We start from the raw sequence: 19,728 nt of genomic DNA, 5'->3' as shown, positions 1-19,728 counted from the left end.
TCGAACGTCACCGAACGGAAGCCATGCCATGATCACCACCTCTCGCCGTCGTGCCGGAACCGCCGCAGCCGTGCTCTCTGCCGCGGCTCTGGTCGTAGCCGGTTGCTCGGGCTCCTCCGAGGGAGCCACCACCGAGCAGGGATTCCCCGAAACCATCACGCTCGCTGCAATTCCCGCCGAGAACTCGACGGATCTGAAAGCCAGTTACGACCCGGTCATCGAGCGGCTCGAGAACGAGACCGGAGCGACCGTCGACTTCGTCCAGGCCTCGGACTACGCCGGTGTGGTCGAGGGCTTGATCGCGGGCAACGTCGACATCGCGTTCTTCGGCCCCTTCGCCTACGTCGTTGCCGGAATCAACGGAGCCGACATGACGCCGCTGGGTGCCGTCGTTCAGGACGAGGCAAGTCCGCCCGGCTACCAGTCCTACGGAATCGCCCGTTCGGACAATGCCTCGGTGAACGGTCTCGCCGACTACGCAGGCAAGAAGGTCTGCTTCGTCGACCCGAGCTCGACCTCCGGGTTCCTCTATCCGACAGCGGGACTGATCGAGGACGATGTCATCACCTCGGGTTCGGAGGCAGACATCTCCGCCGCCATGAACCCGATCTACGCGGGCGGGCACGACGCATCGGCACTTGGAGTCAAGGCCGGTGACTGCGACGCCGGGTTCGCATTCGACACCATGGTCGACCGCACGATGATCGACAACGGCGAGCTCGCACCGGGTGAGCTCAAGACGGTGTGGAAGTCCGAGATGATCGCCGGATCGCTCTTCGCGGCCAACAACGACCTCGGCAGCGAGGCCATCGCGAAACTCCAGGACGTGTTCAGCGAGGGCATGAACTCGGATGCCTTCATCGCCGACGGCATCTGCGCCGAGGAATGCCGCATCACCGACGAGGACGCCTGGGGCGTCGTGCCGGCACAGGACAGCGACTACGACGGCGTGCGCCACGTATGCGAGGTCACCGGTTCCGAGAAGTGCCAGGGCTGATGAAATCCGCACCGATGGACCCGCGCAACGTGGTGGTCAGCGTCCGTAACGTCACCAAGAAGTTCGGGTCGACCACCGCGCTGCAGGACGTGAACCTCGACGTGCACCGCAGTGAAATGCTGGTACTGCTCGGGCTTTCCGGCTCCGGCAAGTCGACGCTGCTGCGATGCATCAACGGTCTGCATCCCGTCACCTCGGGGAGCGTCACTGCACTCGACATTCGCGTCGACCTCGCGAACCGGCGCCGAGTACGCGAACTGCGCCGAGACGTCGGATTCATCTTTCAACACTTCAATCTCGTGGGCCGGTTGAGTTGCATCGAGAACGTACTCGTGGGTGGTATCGGCCGCCTGTCGATTCCGCGCTACGGCGCGCTCACCTACCCGAAAGCGATGCGGGAGGAAGCCAGGGCGTGCCTCGACCGAGTCGGGTTGGCGGACTTCGCCGAACGCCGCGCCGACACTCTGTCCGGTGGACAGCAGCAACGGGTGGCAATCGCGCGAACCCTGATGCAGCGTCCGCGGATCGTGCTCGCGGACGAGCCCGTCGCCTCACTCGACCCCGAGAACGCAGGTGTCGTCATGGACCTGTTGCAGCGAGTGTGCAGTGAAGAGAAGCTGACCGTGGTGTGCACCCTGCATCAGGTCGATCTCGCGCTCGGCTGGGCGCATCGCCTCGTGGGTCTGCGAGACGGCCGGGTGGTGCTCGATCGCCCCGCCGTCGGTCTTCGGCGCGATGACATCATGCCGATCTATCAGAGGATCGCGCCCGACCCAGGGAACATGACCGCGGTGGCACCGACATGACCGTCACCGTGGAACCGAAGCCCACGAACGTTGCAGTACAGGATCATCCGCGGCGACGTCGATGGCTGTTCCCGGCGCTGGGTGTCGCCGCCCTCGTTCTCACCGTGCTCTCGGCGGGCTACATCGACTTTGCGCCTACGACCTTGATCGACGGTCTGGAGGATGTCGGCAACCTACTCGAGCGGATGCTGCCGCCCCGCGTCGACGACACCGGCAGGATCGTCTCCCTCGCGCTCGACACACTGCTCATGGCGGTACTGGGCACTGTGCTCGCCGCGATCGTCTCGGTACCGCTGGCGTTTCTCGCGGCGCGGAACACCTCGCCGCACCCGATCCTGTACAGCATCGCTCGCGCCGTCATCACCTTCTGCCGGGCGATGCCGGATCTGCTGTTCGCGGTGCTGTTCGTCAGGGCGTTGGGAATCGGTGTGCTGCCCGGCATCCTCGCGCTCGCACTGCATTCCATCGGCATGCTCGGCAAATTGTTCGCCGACGCCATCGAAGAGACCGATGTGGGACCGCGAGAGGCGCTCCGTGCCGCTGGCGCCGGTTACTACCGGGAGATGATCAACGCCGTTGTTCCGCAGGTTGTTCCGGCCTGGATCGGAGCCTTCGTCTATCGAATCGACATCAACCTGCGCATGTCGGTGGTCCTCGGCTTCGTCGGGGCAGGCGGTATCGGCTTCGCCCTTCAGGACGCTCTGCGCGGACTGATCTACCCGCGTGCTCTCGGAATCGTGCTGGTGATCCTGGTGATCATCGCCGCGATGGAATTGGCGGCGATGGCTCTTCGCCGCATGCTGCTGGTGCCGTCCGCGGCAGGCCCACAGCGCGATCGACTGATGCGAATCGGGGCGTCGGCCGGGCTCGTCGTCGCGGTCGTGGCGTCCTTCGTCGTCCTCGAGCTGGATCCGCGGTCGCTGCTGACGTGGATCGGACCGTCCGTCGAGGTGTTCGGGCGAATGGTCCCACCGGATTTCTCCGCACTGGGAGCGGACCTGATCGACGCCGCCGTGCAGACCGTCGCCATCGGAGTCGTGGCCACCGCAATCGGAATCGTACTGTCCATACCCGTCGGAGTCCTGGCTGCGCGCAACGCAACTCCGCATCCCGCGGTGTACTGGGTCGCGAGATCCTGGATCCTCCTGGTTCGCGCCGTCCCCGAACTCATCCTCGCCGTTGTGTTCGTTGCAGCGCTCGGACTGGGTCCGGTGGCGGGAACCTGCGCACTGGCCATCGGATCCGTCGGATTCCTGGGCAAGCTCGTCGCCGATGCGATCGAGGAGATCGACCCCGGTCCCCTCGACGCGGTGGCGTCGGTCGGTGGCGGGTGGTGGAACCGGACTCTGAGTGCCGTTGTTCCTCAGGCCATTCCGTCGATGGTCGGTTCGAGCCTGTATCTGCTCGACGTGAACATTCGGACCTCCACGATCCTGGGGATAGTCGGTGCAGGCGGTATCGGCTTCCTGCTCTTCGAGTCGATTCGTACCCTGAACTTCGACGTCGCCGGTGCAATCGTTCTCGTCATCTTCGTCGTCGTGTACATCGTGGAAAGGATCTCCGGATGGATCAGATCACTGTTGGTCTGACACAGGCCGCTGTCTGGACGGGGAGCGGGATCGAGATGTGGGACATAGGAATTCCCGCTCTCGAGCCGGGAGGCCTGCTGGTGCGAGTCGACCTCGCCACGGTGTGCGGCAGCGACCTGCACACCGTGTCCGGGCGACGACACGGTGCGTGCCCGTCCGTACTCGGGCACGAGGCCGTCGGTCGTGTGGTTGCCGTCGGTGACGCGACGTCGGCTGCGGAGGTGGGGGATCGGATCGTCTGGTCGGTGACCGTGCCGTGTGGCCGGTGCCCCCGGTGCGCGTCCGGCTTCACGGCCAAGTGCTCGTCCGTGCGCAAGGTGGGTCACGAGTCTGCCGAGAGCGCATGGGTTCTCAGTGGCTCCTACGCTCGACACATCGTGCTCCCGCGCGGAACCGCAGTGGCCCGGATTCCCGACACCATGCCCGACGCCGTGGCCGCGCCCGCAGCGTGTGCGACGGCGACGGTGATGGCCGCTCTCGACGCCGCCGGTGTCGTCGACGGCCGACGGGTCCTGATCGTCGGGGCAGGAATGCTGGGGGTCACCGCCGCCGCGGCGGCGAGCGAGCGAGGAGCAGCGGTGTCGGTTCTCGATCGAGACCCGGAGCGGCAGAGACAAGCTCGTGTATTCGGGGCCGCGGAGGACGACGGTGGACGGACGGATGTGGCTATCGACTTCTCCGGATCGCCCTCGGCCGTGCAGGCGGCCCTGGGGCGACTCGACATCGGTGGGCGGCTCGTGCTCGCCGGATCCGTCGCGCCGGGTGCACCGATCGCCGTCGACCCCGAAGCAGTGGTGCGGAACTGGCTGACCATCACCGGGATCCACAACTACGAGCCCCGTCACCTCCACCGGGCCGTCGCCTTCCTGCACGACACCGATGCGAAGTATCCATGGGAGACCCTCGTCGAGGCACCGGTGCCCTTGGCGGAACTCGCGTCGGTGCTGCGGCCGACGCCGTCGGGCATCCTTCGGTCGTCGGTTGCGCCGTGAGGAGCGGCGTCGGATTGCGTTTTCCGTAGCCGGGATACACAGCACGCATGCCCGAAGGTGACACCGTGTTCGTATTGGCCGCGAGATTGCGTCGAGCATTGGACGGCGCATCGTTGCGGGCCGGAAAGCTTCAGGTGCCCGCGCACGCAGTGGAGAATCTGGCCGGCCGAACCGTCGTCGCGCATCGGACGCACGGCAAACATCTGCTCACCGATTTCGACGACGACACCACGCTGCACACGCATCTGCGGATGAGTGGATCGTGGACGGTCGTGCGGGCCGGTCGCTCGATTCCGCAGCGCGTTCGACCCGACGTGCGCGTCCGGCTTGCTGCGGTCGACGGGCCCACCGCGTACGGAATTCTGCTGCCGGTCGTCGACTACGGACACACGCGGGACATGAACGCGCTGATCGCGCATCTCGGACCGGACCCGCTGCATCCGACGTTCGACGCCGAGCGCGCAAGTGCCAACATTGCCGCCCAGGGACGGCGGCCGATCATCGCGACGTTGCTGGACCAGCGGGTGATTGCCGGGCCGGGAAATCTGTGGGCGAACGAGCTCTGCTTCCTCCGAGGAATGTGGCCCTGGACGCCGTCGAGTGATGTCGACGCGCAGAGATCGGTCGCGTTACTCGAGCGAGCGATGCGTCATTCGGCGACAGTTCCCGGTGCGATGCAGGTGACCACCGGAGACACACGAAAGGGCCGTGCGCACTGGGTCGCCGGCCGAGCCGGAAAGCCGTGTCTGCGATGTGGAACGTCGATTCGGGTGGTCGCGGAGGTTCCCGGTGACCCCGATCGGCGTCGGACATGGTGGTGTCCGAGGTGCCAACCGGAGCAGTAGCGACGAGCGGTCGATCGCTGTTGTCTCAACGACATAACCGCCCGCGGGTATCGCGTGTTGTCTGCCGATACCACTGACAGCCATTCCTCGTGAGCAGAGAATCGAAACCCGTCGGGTCGTCAGAAGGTCGAGTTCGTCGGGTGATCGGTCTCCACCAGGTCACGAGCCACACGGTGCAGAGGGAGATTCTGTTGCTGTGACAGCTTGGCCAGAAGATCGAACGCCTGCACCGCGTCCAGGTCGTAGCGCTCCATGATCATGCCCTTGGCCTGGCCGATGATGTCTCGACTGGCCAGGCCGGTCCGGAACTGTTCGTTGTCGCGGGCGCTGAGCATCGCGATGGCGGCATGCGCTGCGAGGGCTTCACCGATCTCGACCGCGTCGGTGTCGAAGGCTCCCTGCTCGTCGCTGTAGAAAATCAACGCACCGAGGTCATCGGCATTGCTGAAGAGCTGAAACGCCGCCAAGGACTTGAAGCCCTCTTTCACGGCCAGAACCGCGAACTCCGGCCACCTCGGTTCCGCCGTGAGGTCGTGCGATACGACGACGTCGAAGTGGTGAACCTCGGTGGGAATCGGGCCTTCGTCGAGCTCGTACTGAAGCCGACACAGCTTCTCGGCAAGGGGGTCGGTGGACGCTACGACGGTACGCACGCCTTTGCGCACCGTGGTGACACATCCCACGGTCGCGCCCGGGATGAGCCGGATCGCTGTGCGCAGAATCTCGCTCACCGTCTCCGGCATCGACCGACGGGTGTCGCGCAGGGAGCGCGCGAATTCGGCGAGCGACGATGCGGGGGAAGACCCGGGAAGCTGTACACCGGTCGATGGTTGCGACATTCAGAGAGTCCTCTCGCACAAGACCTCCGCCGCCCTTCGCCGGAGAGATCCACGAACACGCCTTCTGCTGGACGCCCGTATCGGCCGACAATGTCGACTCCGTGCACTTTATACGTTGTCATCAGGAGGTTGTACCTAGAACCGAAGTGCATCGGCAGCGACACCCGAGAATGCAGCGAGGGCCGTCGATCCGGAGATCGACGGCCCTCGCGAATGCGACCTACTTGAAGGTGTCCTTGATGTTCTCGCCGACCTTCTTCACGCCTGCCGAACCCTGGTCCTTCTTGCCCTCGGCCTCGAGGTCCTTGTTGTTGGTGGCGTCGCCCACAACTTCCTTGGCCTTGCCGATGGCGTCTTCTGCAGCGTTCTTGGCCTTGTCGATGAAGCTCATGTGAGTTCCCTTCTCGTTTCGTGCGGTGTCAGAAGTTGGTCGAGGCTCGAACCGGAAAGCGCACGCCGGGTCGCTGAGATCTGGGTCACACCGAATACGTGCGCGGGCAACGTTTCCAGCAGCGGCGCGGCGGATACATTCGATCGATGATGGTCGGCAAGGTGGACAGCTTTCAGCGCAGACACCCGTCGGCGGGTTTCCCGCTCGCGGTTCTGTACAAGTTTCTCGACGACCGAGGTGGATATCTCGCGGCTCTCATCGCGTACTACTCCTTCCTGTCGTTGTTCCCGTTGTTGCTGCTCTTCACCACCGTGCTGGGAATTGTTCTGGCCGGTGACCCGGAACTGCAGACCCGCATCATCGATTCGGCAATGAGCCAGATCCCCGTCATCGGTGATCAACTCGGTCAGCCGGATCGACTCAGCGGCGGAACAACGGCCATCGTCATCGGCGTGGTGGGGTCGCTGTACGGCGGACTCGGGGTGTCACTGGCCGCGCAGTACGCGATGAACACCGCATGGTCCGTCCCGCGAAACGAACAACCGGATCCGATCAAGGGTCGGCTGCGGGGGCTGCTGCTGCTCAGTACCGTCGGCACCGCCATCATCGGCCTGACCGTTCTCAACGGAGTCGCATCCTCGGGCGTGTTCGGGTTTGCCGGCGGTGCACTGGCACTCGTCGGAGCGGTCGTGGTCAACGCCGTGGTCTTCACCGCTGCGTTCCGAATCGGGACCGCTCGCGCCCTGAGCGTGCGCGAGGTTCTGCCCGGTGCCGCGATCGCCGCCGTGATCTGGCAGGCGCTGCAATCGTTCGGCGGCATCTACATTCGCTATGTCGTCGGCAATGCCAGCGCCAGCAACGGCATCTTCGCGATAGTCCTCGGTCTGCTCGGTTTTCTCTACGTCTCGTCTGTGCTGATCGTGCTGTGCATCGAAATCAACGCCGTACGCGTCGACCACCTACATCCCCGGGCACTGTTGACACCGTTCACCGACAACGTCGAACTCACCGAGGGTGACAAGAACTCCTACACCGGCCAGGCAGAAGCGCAGCGTAACAAGGGATTTCAGGACATCACCGTCACGTACGAAGAGCCTGATTCGGTGACGGAAGAGGACTCGCCGAGTAAGTGAGCCGACCGCTCGGCGGGGGCAGGTGAGGCAAACGCGCGCGCATTCGTTGGGTGCGCGCGGAATAGCGAGGTGATCGGGCGCGAAATCGCGCGCGGATGGCAAACGCGCGCGCATTTGCGGGGACTGGCGGCGGCGAGAACTGGCGGCGGCGAGAACTGGGGAGGCGGGTACTTGGGCGTCGGAGGCTGATCGGCGGCGATCGCAAATGCGCGCGCATTCGCCAGGTGCTCACGGAATAGCCACGTGATCGGGCACGAGTTCGCGCGCGGATGGCAAACGCGCGCGCGTTTGCGGGCACCGGGGCGGTGACGGGCGGCGTCCGAGGCCAGACGATCGCGCGTCTGCGTGTGCGTGTGCGTGTGCGTGTGCGGGGGCCCGGGGCGCTGCGCGGGGCGGGGCTCGACTATCGCGTGACCCCCGTCACGAACCGGTCAGCCGGTCGGTTAGAAAAAGACTCCGAGTTTGTTTCGCGAAAGCGCATGCGCAAGCGCTTGTATCGGTCTTAGGCTCCTGCAATCGAGCGACGCGACCGCGTGGCTAGGGGACAAGGGAGTCCACATGTTCAATAACCGTCGGAAGTCTGCGCTGACGATCGGGACCGTGCTCATGGCCGGTTCGCTCGTCTTCGGCCTCACCGCGTGCAGCAGCTCGGACTCGGACAGCGTCAAGGTCGGGCTCATCACCAAGACGGATTCCAATCCGTACTTCGTGAAGCTGCGCGAGGCAGCGCAGGCGCAGGCGGATTCCAGCGGAGCCGAGCTGGTGGCCCTGGCCGGCGCATTCGACGGTGACAACGAGGGTCAGGTCGCAGCCATCGAGAACCTGGTGGGGCAGGGTGTGAAGGGGATTCTGATCACCCCGAACTCGTCCACCGGAGTCCTGGACGCGATCAAGAAGGCACGCGACGCCGGCGTCGTCGTCATCGCCCTCGACACCGCAACCGATCCCGAGGACGCGGTGGACGCCACCTTCGCGACCGACAACAAGGCCGCAGGCGTCAGCCAGGGCGAATGGGTCAAGGGCACGCTCGGAGCCACTGCACCCCAGGTCATCATGCTCGACGGCACCGCGGGCGGCACGGTCGACACCTTCCGTCACGACGGCTTCCTCGAAGGCATGGGCCTGACCGACAGCTCGTCGGAGATCGTCGGCCAGGAGAACACCAACGGCGACCAGACCAAGGCGCAGACGGCCATGGAGAACCTGCTGCAGCGCGCACCGGGCGTCAACGCGCTCTACACGATCAACGAGCCCGCCGCGGCGGGTGCGTACCAGGCGATTCAGTCCGCCGGCCGCGCCGATCAGATCACCATCGGCTCCATCGACGGTAGCTGCACCGGCATCGCGAACGTCAAGTCCGGCATCATCGGCGCGACGGTGCTGCAGTTCCCGGCGAAGATGGCCGAGCAGGGCGTCGACGCGGTCGTCAAGTTCGCCCAGGACGGCACCAAGCCCAGTGGCTTCAACGACACCGGCTCGCAGCTCGTCACCGACAAGCCGGTAGCCGGCATCGAATCCCAGGACACCGCGTGGGGCGAAGCGAATTGCTGGGGCTGATCGCGACGCACCGGCGAACACAGGGATCTGATTCGTGAGTACCGACACCGCTGCGCCTCCCAAGGCTCCGAGCCGGTTCAACGTGGGAACCATCCTGCGTGAACCGCTGCTCGGGCCGATGGCCGCGCTCCTCATCGCCGTCATCGTCTTCAGCTCGATCTCGAGCTCGTTTCTCAACCCGCAGAACGTCTCTCTGATTCTGCAGCAGTCGGTGGTCGTCGGCATTCTCGCTGTCGGCCAGACGCTGATCATCCTGACCTCCGGTATCGATCTGTCGATCGGTGCGGTGGCGGTGATGGGCACCATCGTGATGGCGCAGTCGGCAGGCGCGAACGGTCCTGTGGTCGCACTGGGTTCCACGCTTGCCGTGTGTGTGGCGTTCGGTGCGATCAACGGCGGATTGGTGACGATGCTGCGACTGCCACCGTTCATCGTCACACTCGGCACGTTCACCGCGATCCAGGCAGCCACCAGGTTGCTGGCCGGCTCCGAGACCTACCAGGTGCCGAGCGGACCACTGACGCTGCTGGGTACCTCGTTCAAGATCGGCAGTTTCTCCACGACCTACGGCGTGGTGGTGATGCTGCTGGTGTACGCCGTGATGTGGTACGCGTTGTCCCAAACCTCTTGGGGCAGGCATATTTACGCAGTCGGCGGTAGCCCGCAGGCCTCGGACCGCTCCGGCATCAAGTCCGGACGCGTGCTGTTCTCGGTCTACATCGTGACCGGTGTCATCGCGGCGATCGCGGCATGGGCAGCGCTCGGACGGATCCCCAACGCCGATCCGAACGCCTATCAGAACGCCAACCTCGAAACGATCACCGCGGTCGTCATCGGTGGAACCAGCCTGTTCGGTGGCCGCGGCACCGTCATCGGCACTCTCATCGGAACTCTGATCGTCGGTGTGCTCCGCAACGGGCTCACACAGGCAGGCGTCGACAGCCTGTACCAGAACGTCGCGACCGGCATTCTCGTCATCGTCGCGGTGGCCGTCGATCAATTCGCACGTAGGAGGTCACAGTGAGTGCCACCCTCGCTCTGGAAGCGCGTGGTCTGGTCAAGACCTACGGCAGCGTCACGGCCATCAACGGTGCAGACTTCGAGTTGCGGGCCGGTGAGGTGCTGGCGGTGATCGGCGACAACGGTGCCGGAAAGTCCAGTCTCATCAAGGCCTTGGCCGGGGCTGTCATTCCGGATTCGGGTGAGATCCTGATGAACGGCTCGCCGGTGTCGTTCAAGAACACGCGCGACGCACGAGCGGCAGGCATCGAGACCGTCTATCAGGACCTGGCCGTCATTCCGGCTCTCGACATCGCGTCGAACGTCTATCTGGGACGCGAGATCAAGCGTAAAGGCATCAGCGGCAGTCTTTTTCGTCGACTCGACATGCCGCGGATGCGCGAGGAATCCTCGAAGCACCTGCAGGATCTCAAGATCGGCATCAAGTCGGTCAATCAGGCGGTCGAGACGCTCTCCGGCGGTCAGCGTCAGGGCGTTGCAGTTGCCCGGGCGGCAGCGTTCGGACGCGGAGTGATCATCATGGACGAGCCGACGGCCGCACTCGGCGTGCGGGAGTCGGGCATGGTGATCGATCTGATCCGCACGATCCGCGACCGAGGCATTCCGGTGGTGCTCATCAGCCACGACATGCCGCACGTGTTCGAGGTCGCCGACCGGATTCACATCCACCGTCTCGGCAAGCGGGCGGGCGTCGTGGATCCGAAGAACCGCACCATGTCCGAGGTCGTCGCGCTCATGACCGGCGCGGAGGAGCCGACCGACGATGAACGTGCCGGACTCTGAATCGACAAGTCCGGTCGGTGTTTTCGTCGGGCTGGCGACACTCGACATCATTCATCGAGTGTCGGCAGCGCCGGCACCCAACCAGAAGATCACCTCGAGTGCCCAGTTCGTCGCGGCGGGAGGTCCTGCCGCCAACGCGGCAGTGACATTCGCTGCGCTGGGTGGGACGGCTGTGCTCGTCACCGCGCTCGGAGACGACCCGGTGGCAGCGCTGGTCAAGGCCGACCTGGCGGAATTCGGAGTGCGGGTGATCGACGCGGCCGAGGGCTCCACCAGGTCCGTGCCCGTCTCGGCGGTAACGGTGATCGAATCGACCGGTGACCGGTCGGTCGTCTCGGCCGACGCCGTCAACTCCGACGCCTCGCCGCCGGAGGGTCTAGAGGCCGTCGTTGCCGGTGCCGACGTCGTTCTCGTCGACGGGCACCACCCCCTGATCGCCTGCGCCGCCGCGGAACATGCGGCGGCGCGGGTCACCACGTTGGTCGCGGACGCCGGTCGTTGGAAACCGGTGATGAGCGAGTTGATTCCGCATGCCACGGACATGGTGTGCTCGGCGGACTTTCGCGCCCCCGGCACCTCGGACACAGCGGACTCTGCCGCGGCGCTCGTCGGATCCGGCGTACGAACCGTCGTCACCACCCACGGCGGCGAGCCCGTCGAATGGTGGTCCGAGGGATCGTCGGGATCGGTCGAGGTGAAGCCGGTCGCAGTGGTCGATACTCTGGGTGCCGGGGATGCGTTCCACGGCGCGTATGCCTACTACTCCACGCAGCCAGGCTCTCTTTCCGAGCGCATCGACAGGTCGGCTCGGGTTGCCGCACTGCGCTGCTCGGTGATCGGCCCCAGAGTGTGGCTACACGAACTTCCCATCCGCGGACTCGAAAGCGACAACGGTGAGCATTGACCAGGACGTACAGGAAGCCACCCTCGAAGAACTCGTGGAGCTGGCACGAAAGCTGGCCGTGTCCGGTGAGCGGCGCATACTCGGCCTGACCGGTGCACCGGGTGCCGGAAAGTCCACTGTGGCCTTGCAACTCGTCGACGCGCTCGGGCCGGAGCTCGCGGTACTGGTTCCGATGGACGGATTCCACCTTGCCAACGAGGTATTGATCGAGCTGGGCCGGCTCGATCGCAAGGGTGCCCACGACACGTTCGACGACGGTGGCTACGCGCGGCTCATCGCGGCCGTGCACGATCAGCAACCAGGTGGTCCCGTCGTGTACGCGCCGAGATTTCGCCGAGAGATCGAGGAATCGATCGGGTCCTCGATCCCGGTGCCGTCGACTGTCCCGCTCGTCATCACCGAGGGCAACTACCTGCTGATGGAGTCCGACGCGTGGCCGTCGGCGCGGGCGATGATCGACGAGGTCTGGTTCCTGGCTCCGCACACCGAGGTTCGGCACCAACGGCTGGTGGCTCGGCACGAGGCCTACGGAAAGTCGCACGAGGATGCGGAGTTCTGGGCTCTCGGATCGGACGAGCGCAACGCGGAACTGATCGGGTCGACTGCGCGCCGCGCCGATCGAATCCTGCGGCTGACATGACGATTCCACAAAGCCACGAGACCCGACAGCGCTGGGCGCTCTGACATGCCCACGATGGACGATGTCGCCCGCCTGGCCGGGGTATCGGTATCGACTGTCTCACATGTGCTCAACGGCACCCGCAACGTCAATCCCGCCACCCGGCAACGCGTCGACGCGGCGATTCTCGAGATCGGCTACCGGCGCAACGTCGTCGCTCGATCGCTCGCGGCAGGTCGGACTCACACCGTGGGACTGTCCATCGCCGCATTGACCAACCCGTACTTCGGCAGCCTGGTCCATGCCGTCGAGGAGCGGTTGTCCGAGGCCGGTTACGTACTGATCCTCGGTGATTCGCACGACGAGCCGCGTTCCGAGCGCAGAGTGACGGACTCGTTGCTGGACCGTCAGGTCGACGGCATGATTCTCGCGCCTGCAGCGGGCTCGGAGTTCTCCACGATTCCCGAGATCGTGCGTAGCGGAACGCCTCTGGTGCTGATCGACCGGATGCTCGACGTCGCGTGTGATCAGGTGGGTCCGGAGAACGACGTGTCGGCGTACGAACTCACGACCCACCTTCTCGACGCCGGACATCGCCGCATCGCGATCGTTCGCGGCATCGAGGGGATCTCCTCCACCACAGAGCGATTCGACGGCTATACCCGCGCACTGGCCGATCGAGGAATCGAGTTGGATCCCCGGTTGATCCTCGACGGTCGGTCCAGTGTCGAGGTGGCCGAGTCTCGGGTGCGTGGACTGATGTCGGGTCCGGATCGGCCGACGGCTCTGGTGTCGATGAACAATTCGATGACCATCGGATCACTGAAAGCCGTTCGTGGCCTGGGTTTGTCGATTCCCGCCGATCTTGCCTTCGTGTGCTACGACGACTTCGAGTGGTCGGATCTGTTCGAGCCCCGGCTCACGGCCGCGGCTCAGGACGTGCAAACGATCGGCAGAACCGCAGCCGACCTACTCCTCGGCCGCATCGAGGGGCGCGAGGACGCGCCCCGATCGATCCGCGTACCGACCACCTTCACCCACCGAAATTCCTGCGGCTGTACGGCAACCTCAGTCGACATGCCGGCCGCACCCGAAAGATAGGACAGCTCATGCCGATTGCCAGTCCGGACCAGTATGCCGCCATGCTGGATCGCGCCAAGGAGGGTGGATTCGCCTACCCGTCGATCAACGTCACCGGCTCGCAGACTCTCAACGCAGCTCTGCAGGGATTCGCCGAGGCCGAGAGCGACGGCATCATTCAGGTATCGGTCGGTACCGCGCTCTATTTGTCCGGCAACGCCGTGCAGAACCGCTTCGCCGGGTCCAAGGCGCTCGCGCAGTACGCCCACGAAGTGGCGCAGCACTATTCGATCTCGGTGGCGCTGCACACCGATCACTGCCCCGCCGAGAATCTGGACGACTGGGTGCGGCCGCTGTTGGCCGACGCCATCGACCGACGCGGACGCGGACTCGACCCGCTGTATCAATCGCACATGTGGGACGGTTCGGCCGTGCCGCTCGACGAGAATCTGCGTGTCGCTCGCGAATTGCTCGATCTGTCGGTGCAGGCGAACACCATCCTCGAAATCGAAGTGGGCGTGATCGGCGGGGAAGAGGACGGGGTGTCACACGAGATCAACGAACAGTTGTACTCGACTGTCGACGATGCGCGCGCCACGATCGCCGCGCTCGGCGCAGGGGAGCGCGGTCGGTACATGACTGCCCTGACCTTCGGCAACGTACACGGTGTCTACAACCCTGACTCGGTGCACCTACGCCCGGAAATTCTTGCCGAGATCCAGGCCGTCGTCGGGGCCGAGACCGGTAGGGACAACCCGTTCGATCTGGTGTTCCACGGTGGATCGGGATCCAGCGCAGAAGACATCGCCTCCGCCGTCGCCAGCGGGGTTATCAAGATGAACATCGACACCGACACCCAGTACGCGTTCACCAGATCCATCGCGGGTCACATGCTGAGCAAGTACGACCAGGTTCTCAAGGTAGACGGCGAGTACGGAAACAAGAAGGCCTACGACCCGCGATCCTGGGGCAAGCCGGCCGAGACGGCGATGGCGGCTCGGGTGGTCGAGGCGACACAGATGCTCGGCTCGGCAGGGCGCACGATGCACTGATCAATTTCCGTCGAGCATGTAGAAATCGGCGGACCGGCTTCGTCCCAGGGTCGAATGCGGCAAGAATGGCCGCACCGACTGTCAGGAGACACCATGGCGAAGTACCTCATGCTCAAGCACTACCGCGGAGCCCCCGAGCCGGCCGACTGGGTTCCCATGGACCGGTGGACCCCTGCCGAAGTGAACGACCACATCCAGTTCATGCAAGATTTCGCCGCCGAGCTCGAGAAGACCGGAGAGTTCGTCGATGCGCAGGCCCTGGCCCCCGAGGGAACGTGGGTGCGCTCGGACGGGGAAGGGAAACCACCCGTCACCGACGGTCCGTTCGCGGAGACCAAGGACCTGATCGCAGGCTGGATGGTCATCGACGTCGACTCCTACGATCGCGCGCTCGAGCTGGCCGGACAGCTGTCGGCTGCGCCGGGCGCAGGGGGCAAACCGATCGACGAGTGGCTCGAGTTGCGCCCGTTCATGGAGGCTCCTCCCACGATCGCCGACTGACGATCACCATGGACCCCCAGGTGCTGCGGGCATTGACACCCGCGGTGATCGGCGTCCTCGTCCACCGCGGAGCAGATTTCGCGTCGGCCGAGGACGCCGTGCAGGAGGCGTTGGTACAGGCGAACTCGACGTGGGTCGACGCCGAGCCGACGGACCCGAAGGGTTGGCTGGTGACTGTCGCGTGGCGACAGTTTCTCGACGCGCAACGGTCCGAGAAGGCGCGACGAGCGCGCGAGGATCGAGTCGCTGCGCAACCGGATCCCGGCAGCGTGGGCGGCGTCGACGACACGTTGCAGTTGTTCTTTCTGTGCGCGCATCCGTCGCTCGGTCCGGCGGCAGCGGTGGCGCTGACGCTGCGTGCCGTCGGGGGATTGACGACGCGGCAGATCGCGCAGGCGTACCTGGTTCCGGAGAAGACCATGGCGCAACGCATCAGCCGAGCCAAACGCACAGTGCGCGACGTGCGTTTCGACGCGCCCGGGGATGTCGGGACGGTGCGACGGGTGCTGTATCTCGTCTTCAACGAGGGGTACACCGGCGACGTCGATCTGGCGGCCGAGGCGATCCGGTTGACCCGGCAGTTGGCCAGGCTGTCCGACGACGAGGAAACATCCGGGCTGTTGGCGCTGATGCTTCTGCACCACGCACGCCGTTCGGCCAGGACCGGATCCGACGGCCACGTCATCCCGCTCGCGGAGCAGGACCGATCTCGTTGGGACACAACGCTGATAGCGGAGGGAGTGTGGATTCTGCAGGCAGCGCTCGCGCAGGATCGGTTGGGCGAGTTCCAGACGCAGGCGGCCATTGCCGCCCTGCACGCCGATGCGCCGACTGTGAACGAGACCGACTGGCCGCAGATCGTCGAGTGGTACGACGAGTTGCTCGCTCTCACCGACAGTTCCGTCGTGCGACTCAATCGAGCGGTGGCGATCGGGGAGGCGGACGGTCCGGCGGCGGGGCTCGAGGCGCTCGGCGAGGTCGATCCGGCCGTCCCGCGGCACACGGCGGCGGCCGCGTACCTGTGCGAGAAGGCCGGTGATCTGCTGCGTGCTGCCGACCTGTACGTGCAGGCGGCGGAGCAGGCGTCGTCGATCCCCGAGCGGCACCATCTGACGCTGCAGGCCGCGCGGATACGGGCCGGCCGAGACCGCCGCGAGTGAACGGACCGATCGGTTTCGTAATCCGATCGTTAGCGGTAGGAAGCGAAATTCGTGCGACCCTCGATTGGTGCTGATGTTGCGTGTGGGACAAAAGAGAAAGAAGCGAACTCGATCCGCTGTGGTCGTGACGGCCGCCGCGGTGGCGTCGATGCTGATGCCCGGAACGACGGCGCACGCGCTGCCGGGGAACTCGGGATCGGCCGACGCGGCTGCCGGAGCGGTCGGCATCCATCAGGTGTCGGCGACTCGCGCTGTGCTGAACGTGTTCTCCCCGTCCATGAATCGCGTCATCTCCAACGAGGTGCTGCATTCCCCCGACGGTGGACCCGCACCCACTCTGGTGCTGCTCAACGGCGCACTCGGCAACGAGGACGGCGTCGGGTGGCTCAACAACTCCGGCGTCGAGAATTTCTTCCTGGACAAGAACGTCACCGTCGTCGCACCGATCGGCGGCCGCTTCAGCTTCTACACCGACTGGCAGACAACGGATCCGGTGCTCGGCAGCAACATGTGGCAGACCTACCTCAGCCGCGAGTTACCCGCCGCTGTCGACGCGGCCTACGGATCGACCGGCAGGCGCGGCGTGGCGGGGCTGTCGATGAGTGGTGGTCCCGCACTCGACCTGGCGATCCAGGCCCCGGATGTGTTCGACGCAGCCGCGTCGTTCAGTGGGTGTCCGGCACCCTCCAACCCGCTTGCCACTGCGGGCATCTCGGCGATGATCGCCGGCGGACTCAACAACCCCTTCAACATGTGGGGCCTGCCGGGAAGCCAGGGGTGGCGCGATCACGACCCGTCGCTCAACGTCGAGCGTCTACGCGGAACCGCGGTGTACGTCAGCTCGTCTCGAGGGCTCCCCGGACCTGTGGATCGCATCCCCGAGGGCGCGATCCCGCCGTTCGGAGGAATGGCGGTCGAAGCGATGGTCAACCACTGCACATCGATCTTCGTCGACGCCCTGCGCCGAGCCGATGTGCCGGCAACGGTCTCCATGCGCGAGGAGGGCGCGCACACCTGGCCGTTGTTCGAGGATCAGCTGCGCGAAGCCTGGTTCACCACGCTGGCACCGGCTCTGGGAACCAGCTGATTGCGCCGCCACTCCCGCGGGTAAGCGCACGTGAGACATCACCGGCGAAAGGACACCCTGACCATGGCGAAAGACGAACTGCACAAGGGCGACAAGGTCGAATGGAAGACCCACGGCACCACGACCGAGGGAACGGTGGTGGAGAAGATCACCTCCGAGACCGAAGCCGCGGGCCGCACCGTGAAGGCATCGAAGGACGAGCCGCAGTACCGCGTCGAGAGTGACAAGTCGGGCAAGGACGCGGTGCACAAGCCGGACTCGCTCGACAAGAAGGACTGACGCCCGACCGAACAGCGATGCGCCCCGAGTCACGGACTCGGGGCGCATCGTGCATCTCAGGCCTCGGGCACCGAACGTTCTGCGCCCCAACTCCGCTCGATGTATCCCCGGATCCGCTCGATCTCCTCGGCGGGAATCCTCTCGGGCTCGCCGTTCTCGAGGGGATCGGTGTGGAATATGTACAGCCGTGAGGCGAACTGGTCGAACGGCAGCGAACCCTCGCCTGCGCGTTCGCCGTTGCCCGCCGTTCCCACCACGACGCCGTCACCCCAGTCCTGGCCGCTGTCGTTGTTCGGGTTGAAGAAGTACACCCGCATGACGCCGTCGGGATCGGTGTTCACGCGCAGGATCGTGATGGCGTGCCACCCCACATACCGTGCGGCACTGTCGGTTACGGCCACACCTGCCGGTTGCGGATGGATCAACGGTTGGTGCCCGTTGTACTCCGGGTGGTACGCGGCATAGAACTGCCGCAGAAATGCGTCCAGGTCGACGAGATTGCCGGTCTCGACATCGACGTCGATGTGGAACTCGCGCGCCGACCACCATCCGTGGAACTCGGGATTGACCCAGCGGTGCGGATCGCCGGGACGATCGGCGCAACGCCGGACCATCTCGGCGTAGATGCGGTCGAGGTGCGGAACCAGCAACAGCGACGCGGGATCGAGGTCCACCGGATCGGACGTGGCGACGCCGCTGACACTGTCGGTCGACGAGATCGACTGCCCCTCGAAGTGCATGACGATCTCCTCGTCACGCGCCGCCCACACCACCATCTGCAGCAGGTAGTCGGGATCGTTGTAGGCCCACATCGACAAGGCCCGCGCCGACTGACACGTCGGGTTGTCGCCCTGGCCCACACCGAGGGGCTGCCCGAGCATCGAGAGCAAACCGCCGAGCAAGCGTGACTCCGGCGCGGGGACCGGCCCGAACGTGGTGATCAGTCGTTCCCGCACCGCAGGGGCGAGCTTCAACGAGATCTGCCGCCACAGGGACGGCACGATCGGCGGCTGATGCAGAATCCCGCGATCGAGCAGCAGCGCCAAACCGTAGAGGCACTGCGCGGTTTCGGGGTACACCGTTTCTTCGATGAGGCGATGGACCAGTTCGGGGTACCGCGTCAGGCAGGTCCGGCCGGTGTCGGACAGACCGAGGGCCTCGGGCAGAACGTACGAGTAGTGGTCGACGAGATACTGCGTCAGCGTCGCGTGGTACGGCGAGACCAGTCCGGTGTCGTGCATCGCTCGCGCGAATCCGCGGGCCTCGAACTGCAACGCCTCGACGTCCATCGCTTCGAGCCGCGACCGGTACACCTCGACGCCCGGATCCTCTCGGCACGCATCGGTGGTTCCGAACAGGGCCGTGATCAACCGATCCAGGCCCTGCCCGGAGTTGCCGAGGTCGACGGTCGGATCGTCACGATAGATCGCGATGCGGGTGACCATGTCCTTGATGGTGTCCACCTGAATCGGGCGCTGCCGCAGGATCCGCCAGATTTCTTCGACCAACTCGTCGAGCACACTGTCGTAGCCGATCTGCCCGGCCACGTACCCGAACAGATCACGGATCAGATGCGCGGTACGACCCAGGCGAACTCGCTCCGACTCGGACGGGGGTGTGAACAGCACGTCGAGATTGACCGCGAGAACCTGAGAAAGGAACCGACGGGCATCCTCGGCGGTCACCGCAGCATGCTCGTACTCGCCCGCAACGATCGCGACCATCCGCAGTTCGCTGGTCGCCTCGAGCACGAAGGTGTCGTCGTTGCCGCTGCGCAGGCTGGGCCCCACGAACCCCGGAACTAGAATGTCCGGCTGGGCCCAGTCGGTGCCCGCGAACAGCCCCGCATTCTCGAGCATCTCGGCGCGTTCGCGAATTGCACCGCAACCACCGGGCTGCAACAAGACTCGATGCAACGCATCGAGAACTCGCCGCACCTTGGTGTTCTTGCTGAACTCGGGTGCATCGGCCAACGCGTGCATCGCATGGTCGAGCTGCGCCAGACGTGATGCCAACGCTCTGTCCACGGCCGTGGTCGCGTTCGTCGGTGCCGGCTCGTGCATCGTCTGTGACGGTGGGTTGGTGTCGTCCCCG

General features: G+C 65.3%; 20 protein-coding genes. 17 read left to right on the top strand and 3 right to left on the bottom strand.

Features of this window, described 5'->3' with window-relative positions; genetic code table 11:
• The first annotated feature begins 28 nt into the window (after positions 1 to 28).
• The 5 genes from ABZ677_RS17970 to ABZ677_RS17950 are packed head-to-tail and all read left to right on the top strand — an operon-like array spanning position 29 to position 5,229.
• Complete coding sequence (locus ABZ677_RS17970; RefSeq protein WP_358371710.1) at positions 29 to 997, top strand: phosphate/phosphite/phosphonate ABC transporter substrate-binding protein; 969 nt, start codon at positions 29 to 31, stop codon at positions 995 to 997.
• On the top strand, positions 997 to 1,803 hold the full coding sequence (gene phnC / locus ABZ677_RS17965; protein ID WP_358371708.1) for a phosphonate ABC transporter ATP-binding protein: 807 nt from the start codon (positions 997 to 999) through the stop codon (positions 1,801 to 1,803). Before ABZ677_RS17970 ends, phnC begins: the two co-directional genes overlap by 1 nt.
• On the top strand, positions 1,800 to 3,392 hold the full coding sequence (gene phnE / locus ABZ677_RS17960) for a phosphonate ABC transporter, permease protein PhnE (protein ID WP_358371705.1): 1,593 nt from the start codon (positions 1,800 to 1,802) through the stop codon (positions 3,390 to 3,392). The genes phnC and phnE overlap by 4 nt, the downstream gene beginning before the upstream one ends.
• Entirely contained in the window at positions 3,368 to 4,384 is a 1,017-nt protein-coding gene (locus ABZ677_RS17955; protein ID WP_358371703.1) for a zinc-binding dehydrogenase, read from the top strand. The genes phnE and ABZ677_RS17955 overlap by 25 nt, the downstream gene beginning before the upstream one ends.
• A 47-nt stretch (positions 4,385 to 4,431) precedes the next feature.
• Entirely contained in the window at positions 4,432 to 5,229 is a 798-nt protein-coding gene (locus ABZ677_RS17950; protein ID WP_358371700.1) for a DNA-formamidopyrimidine glycosylase family protein, read from the top strand.
• Between the two features lie 119 nt (positions 5,230 to 5,348).
• On the opposite strand, the gene ABZ677_RS17945 is transcribed toward ABZ677_RS17950, so the two are convergent.
• Both ABZ677_RS17945 and ABZ677_RS17940 read right to left on the bottom strand, forming a co-directional pair.
• Entirely contained in the window at positions 5,349 to 6,068 is a 720-nt protein-coding gene (locus ABZ677_RS17945) for a GAF and ANTAR domain-containing protein (protein WP_358371698.1), read from the bottom strand.
• Positions 6,069 to 6,288: 220 nt separating this feature from the next.
• Positions 6,289 to 6,459, bottom strand: coding sequence for a CsbD family protein (locus tag ABZ677_RS17940; RefSeq protein WP_027495724.1), 171 nt, complete (start codon positions 6,457 to 6,459; stop codon positions 6,289 to 6,291).
• A gap of 149 nt (positions 6,460 to 6,608) precedes the next feature.
• Between ABZ677_RS17940 and ABZ677_RS17935 the strand changes: the two genes are divergently transcribed.
• From ABZ677_RS17935 to ABZ677_RS17880, 12 genes are all read left to right on the top strand, one after another.
• On the top strand, positions 6,609 to 7,592 hold the full coding sequence (locus tag ABZ677_RS17935) for a YhjD/YihY/BrkB family envelope integrity protein (protein WP_037194691.1): 984 nt from the start codon (positions 6,609 to 6,611) through the stop codon (positions 7,590 to 7,592).
• Positions 7,593 to 8,150: 558 nt separating this feature from the next.
• Positions 8,151 to 9,149 carry a substrate-binding domain-containing protein gene (locus ABZ677_RS17930; protein WP_358371693.1) on the top strand — a complete coding sequence of 333 codons (999 nt, stop codon included), beginning with the start codon at positions 8,151 to 8,153 and terminating at the stop codon, positions 9,147 to 9,149.
• A 34-nt stretch (positions 9,150 to 9,183) separates the two neighbouring features.
• On the top strand, positions 9,184 to 10,173 hold the full coding sequence (locus ABZ677_RS17925) for an ABC transporter permease (protein WP_037194422.1): 990 nt from the start codon (positions 9,184 to 9,186) through the stop codon (positions 10,171 to 10,173).
• Positions 10,170 to 10,952, top strand: a complete 783-nt coding sequence (locus ABZ677_RS17920; RefSeq protein WP_037194425.1) for an ATP-binding cassette domain-containing protein — start codon at positions 10,170 to 10,172, stop codon at positions 10,950 to 10,952. Before ABZ677_RS17925 ends, ABZ677_RS17920 begins: the two co-directional genes overlap by 4 nt.
• Positions 10,933 to 11,856, top strand: coding sequence for a PfkB family carbohydrate kinase (locus ABZ677_RS17915; RefSeq protein WP_358371690.1), 924 nt, complete (start codon positions 10,933 to 10,935; stop codon positions 11,854 to 11,856). Before ABZ677_RS17920 ends, ABZ677_RS17915 begins: the two co-directional genes overlap by 20 nt.
• Positions 11,846 to 12,496 (top strand): nucleoside/nucleotide kinase family protein, encoded by a 651-nt coding sequence (locus ABZ677_RS17910; RefSeq protein WP_358371687.1) that lies wholly within the window; start codon positions 11,846 to 11,848, stop codon positions 12,494 to 12,496. The genes ABZ677_RS17915 and ABZ677_RS17910 overlap by 11 nt, the downstream gene beginning before the upstream one ends.
• 45 nt (positions 12,497 to 12,541) lie before the next feature.
• Positions 12,542 to 13,576 (top strand): LacI family DNA-binding transcriptional regulator, encoded by a 1,035-nt coding sequence (locus ABZ677_RS17905; protein WP_358371684.1) that lies wholly within the window; start codon positions 12,542 to 12,544, stop codon positions 13,574 to 13,576.
• Positions 13,577 to 13,584: 8 nt separating this feature from the next.
• Entirely contained in the window at positions 13,585 to 14,607 is a 1,023-nt protein-coding gene (gene fbaA, locus ABZ677_RS17900) for a class II fructose-bisphosphate aldolase (protein ID WP_358371681.1), read from the top strand.
• A 93-nt stretch (positions 14,608 to 14,700) separates the two neighbouring features.
• Positions 14,701 to 15,108 (top strand): YciI family protein, encoded by a 408-nt coding sequence (locus ABZ677_RS17895; protein WP_358371678.1) that lies wholly within the window; start codon positions 14,701 to 14,703, stop codon positions 15,106 to 15,108.
• Between the two features lie 8 nt (positions 15,109 to 15,116).
• Complete coding sequence (locus ABZ677_RS17890; protein ID WP_358371675.1) at positions 15,117 to 16,268, top strand: DUF6596 domain-containing protein; 1,152 nt, start codon at positions 15,117 to 15,119, stop codon at positions 16,266 to 16,268.
• A gap of 124 nt (positions 16,269 to 16,392) precedes the next feature.
• A complete protein-coding gene (locus ABZ677_RS17885; protein WP_358371672.1) occupies positions 16,393 to 17,355 on the top strand; it encodes an alpha/beta hydrolase family protein in 963 nt (320 codons plus the stop codon).
• 63 nt (positions 17,356 to 17,418) lie between these two features.
• Positions 17,419 to 17,634, top strand: coding sequence for a DUF2945 domain-containing protein (locus ABZ677_RS17880; RefSeq protein ID WP_037194440.1), 216 nt, complete (start codon positions 17,419 to 17,421; stop codon positions 17,632 to 17,634).
• Positions 17,635 to 17,690: 56 nt separating this feature from the next.
• Here the strand turns inward: ABZ677_RS17880 and ABZ677_RS17875 are convergent, their stop codons facing one another.
• Positions 17,691 to 19,697 (bottom strand): hypothetical protein, encoded by a 2,007-nt coding sequence (locus tag ABZ677_RS17875; protein ID WP_358371871.1) that lies wholly within the window; start codon positions 19,695 to 19,697, stop codon positions 17,691 to 17,693.
• Positions 19,698 to 19,728: the final 31 nt, after the last annotated feature.

It is taken from the genome of Rhodococcus sp. NPDC006774 (assembly GCF_040636045.1).
In the GTDB taxonomy this organism is placed as follows: domain Bacteria; phylum Actinomycetota; class Actinomycetes; order Mycobacteriales; family Mycobacteriaceae; genus Rhodococcoides.
The sequence above is the reverse complement of the archived record's forward strand: the minus strand, read 5'-3'. Positions and strand labels throughout refer to the sequence as shown.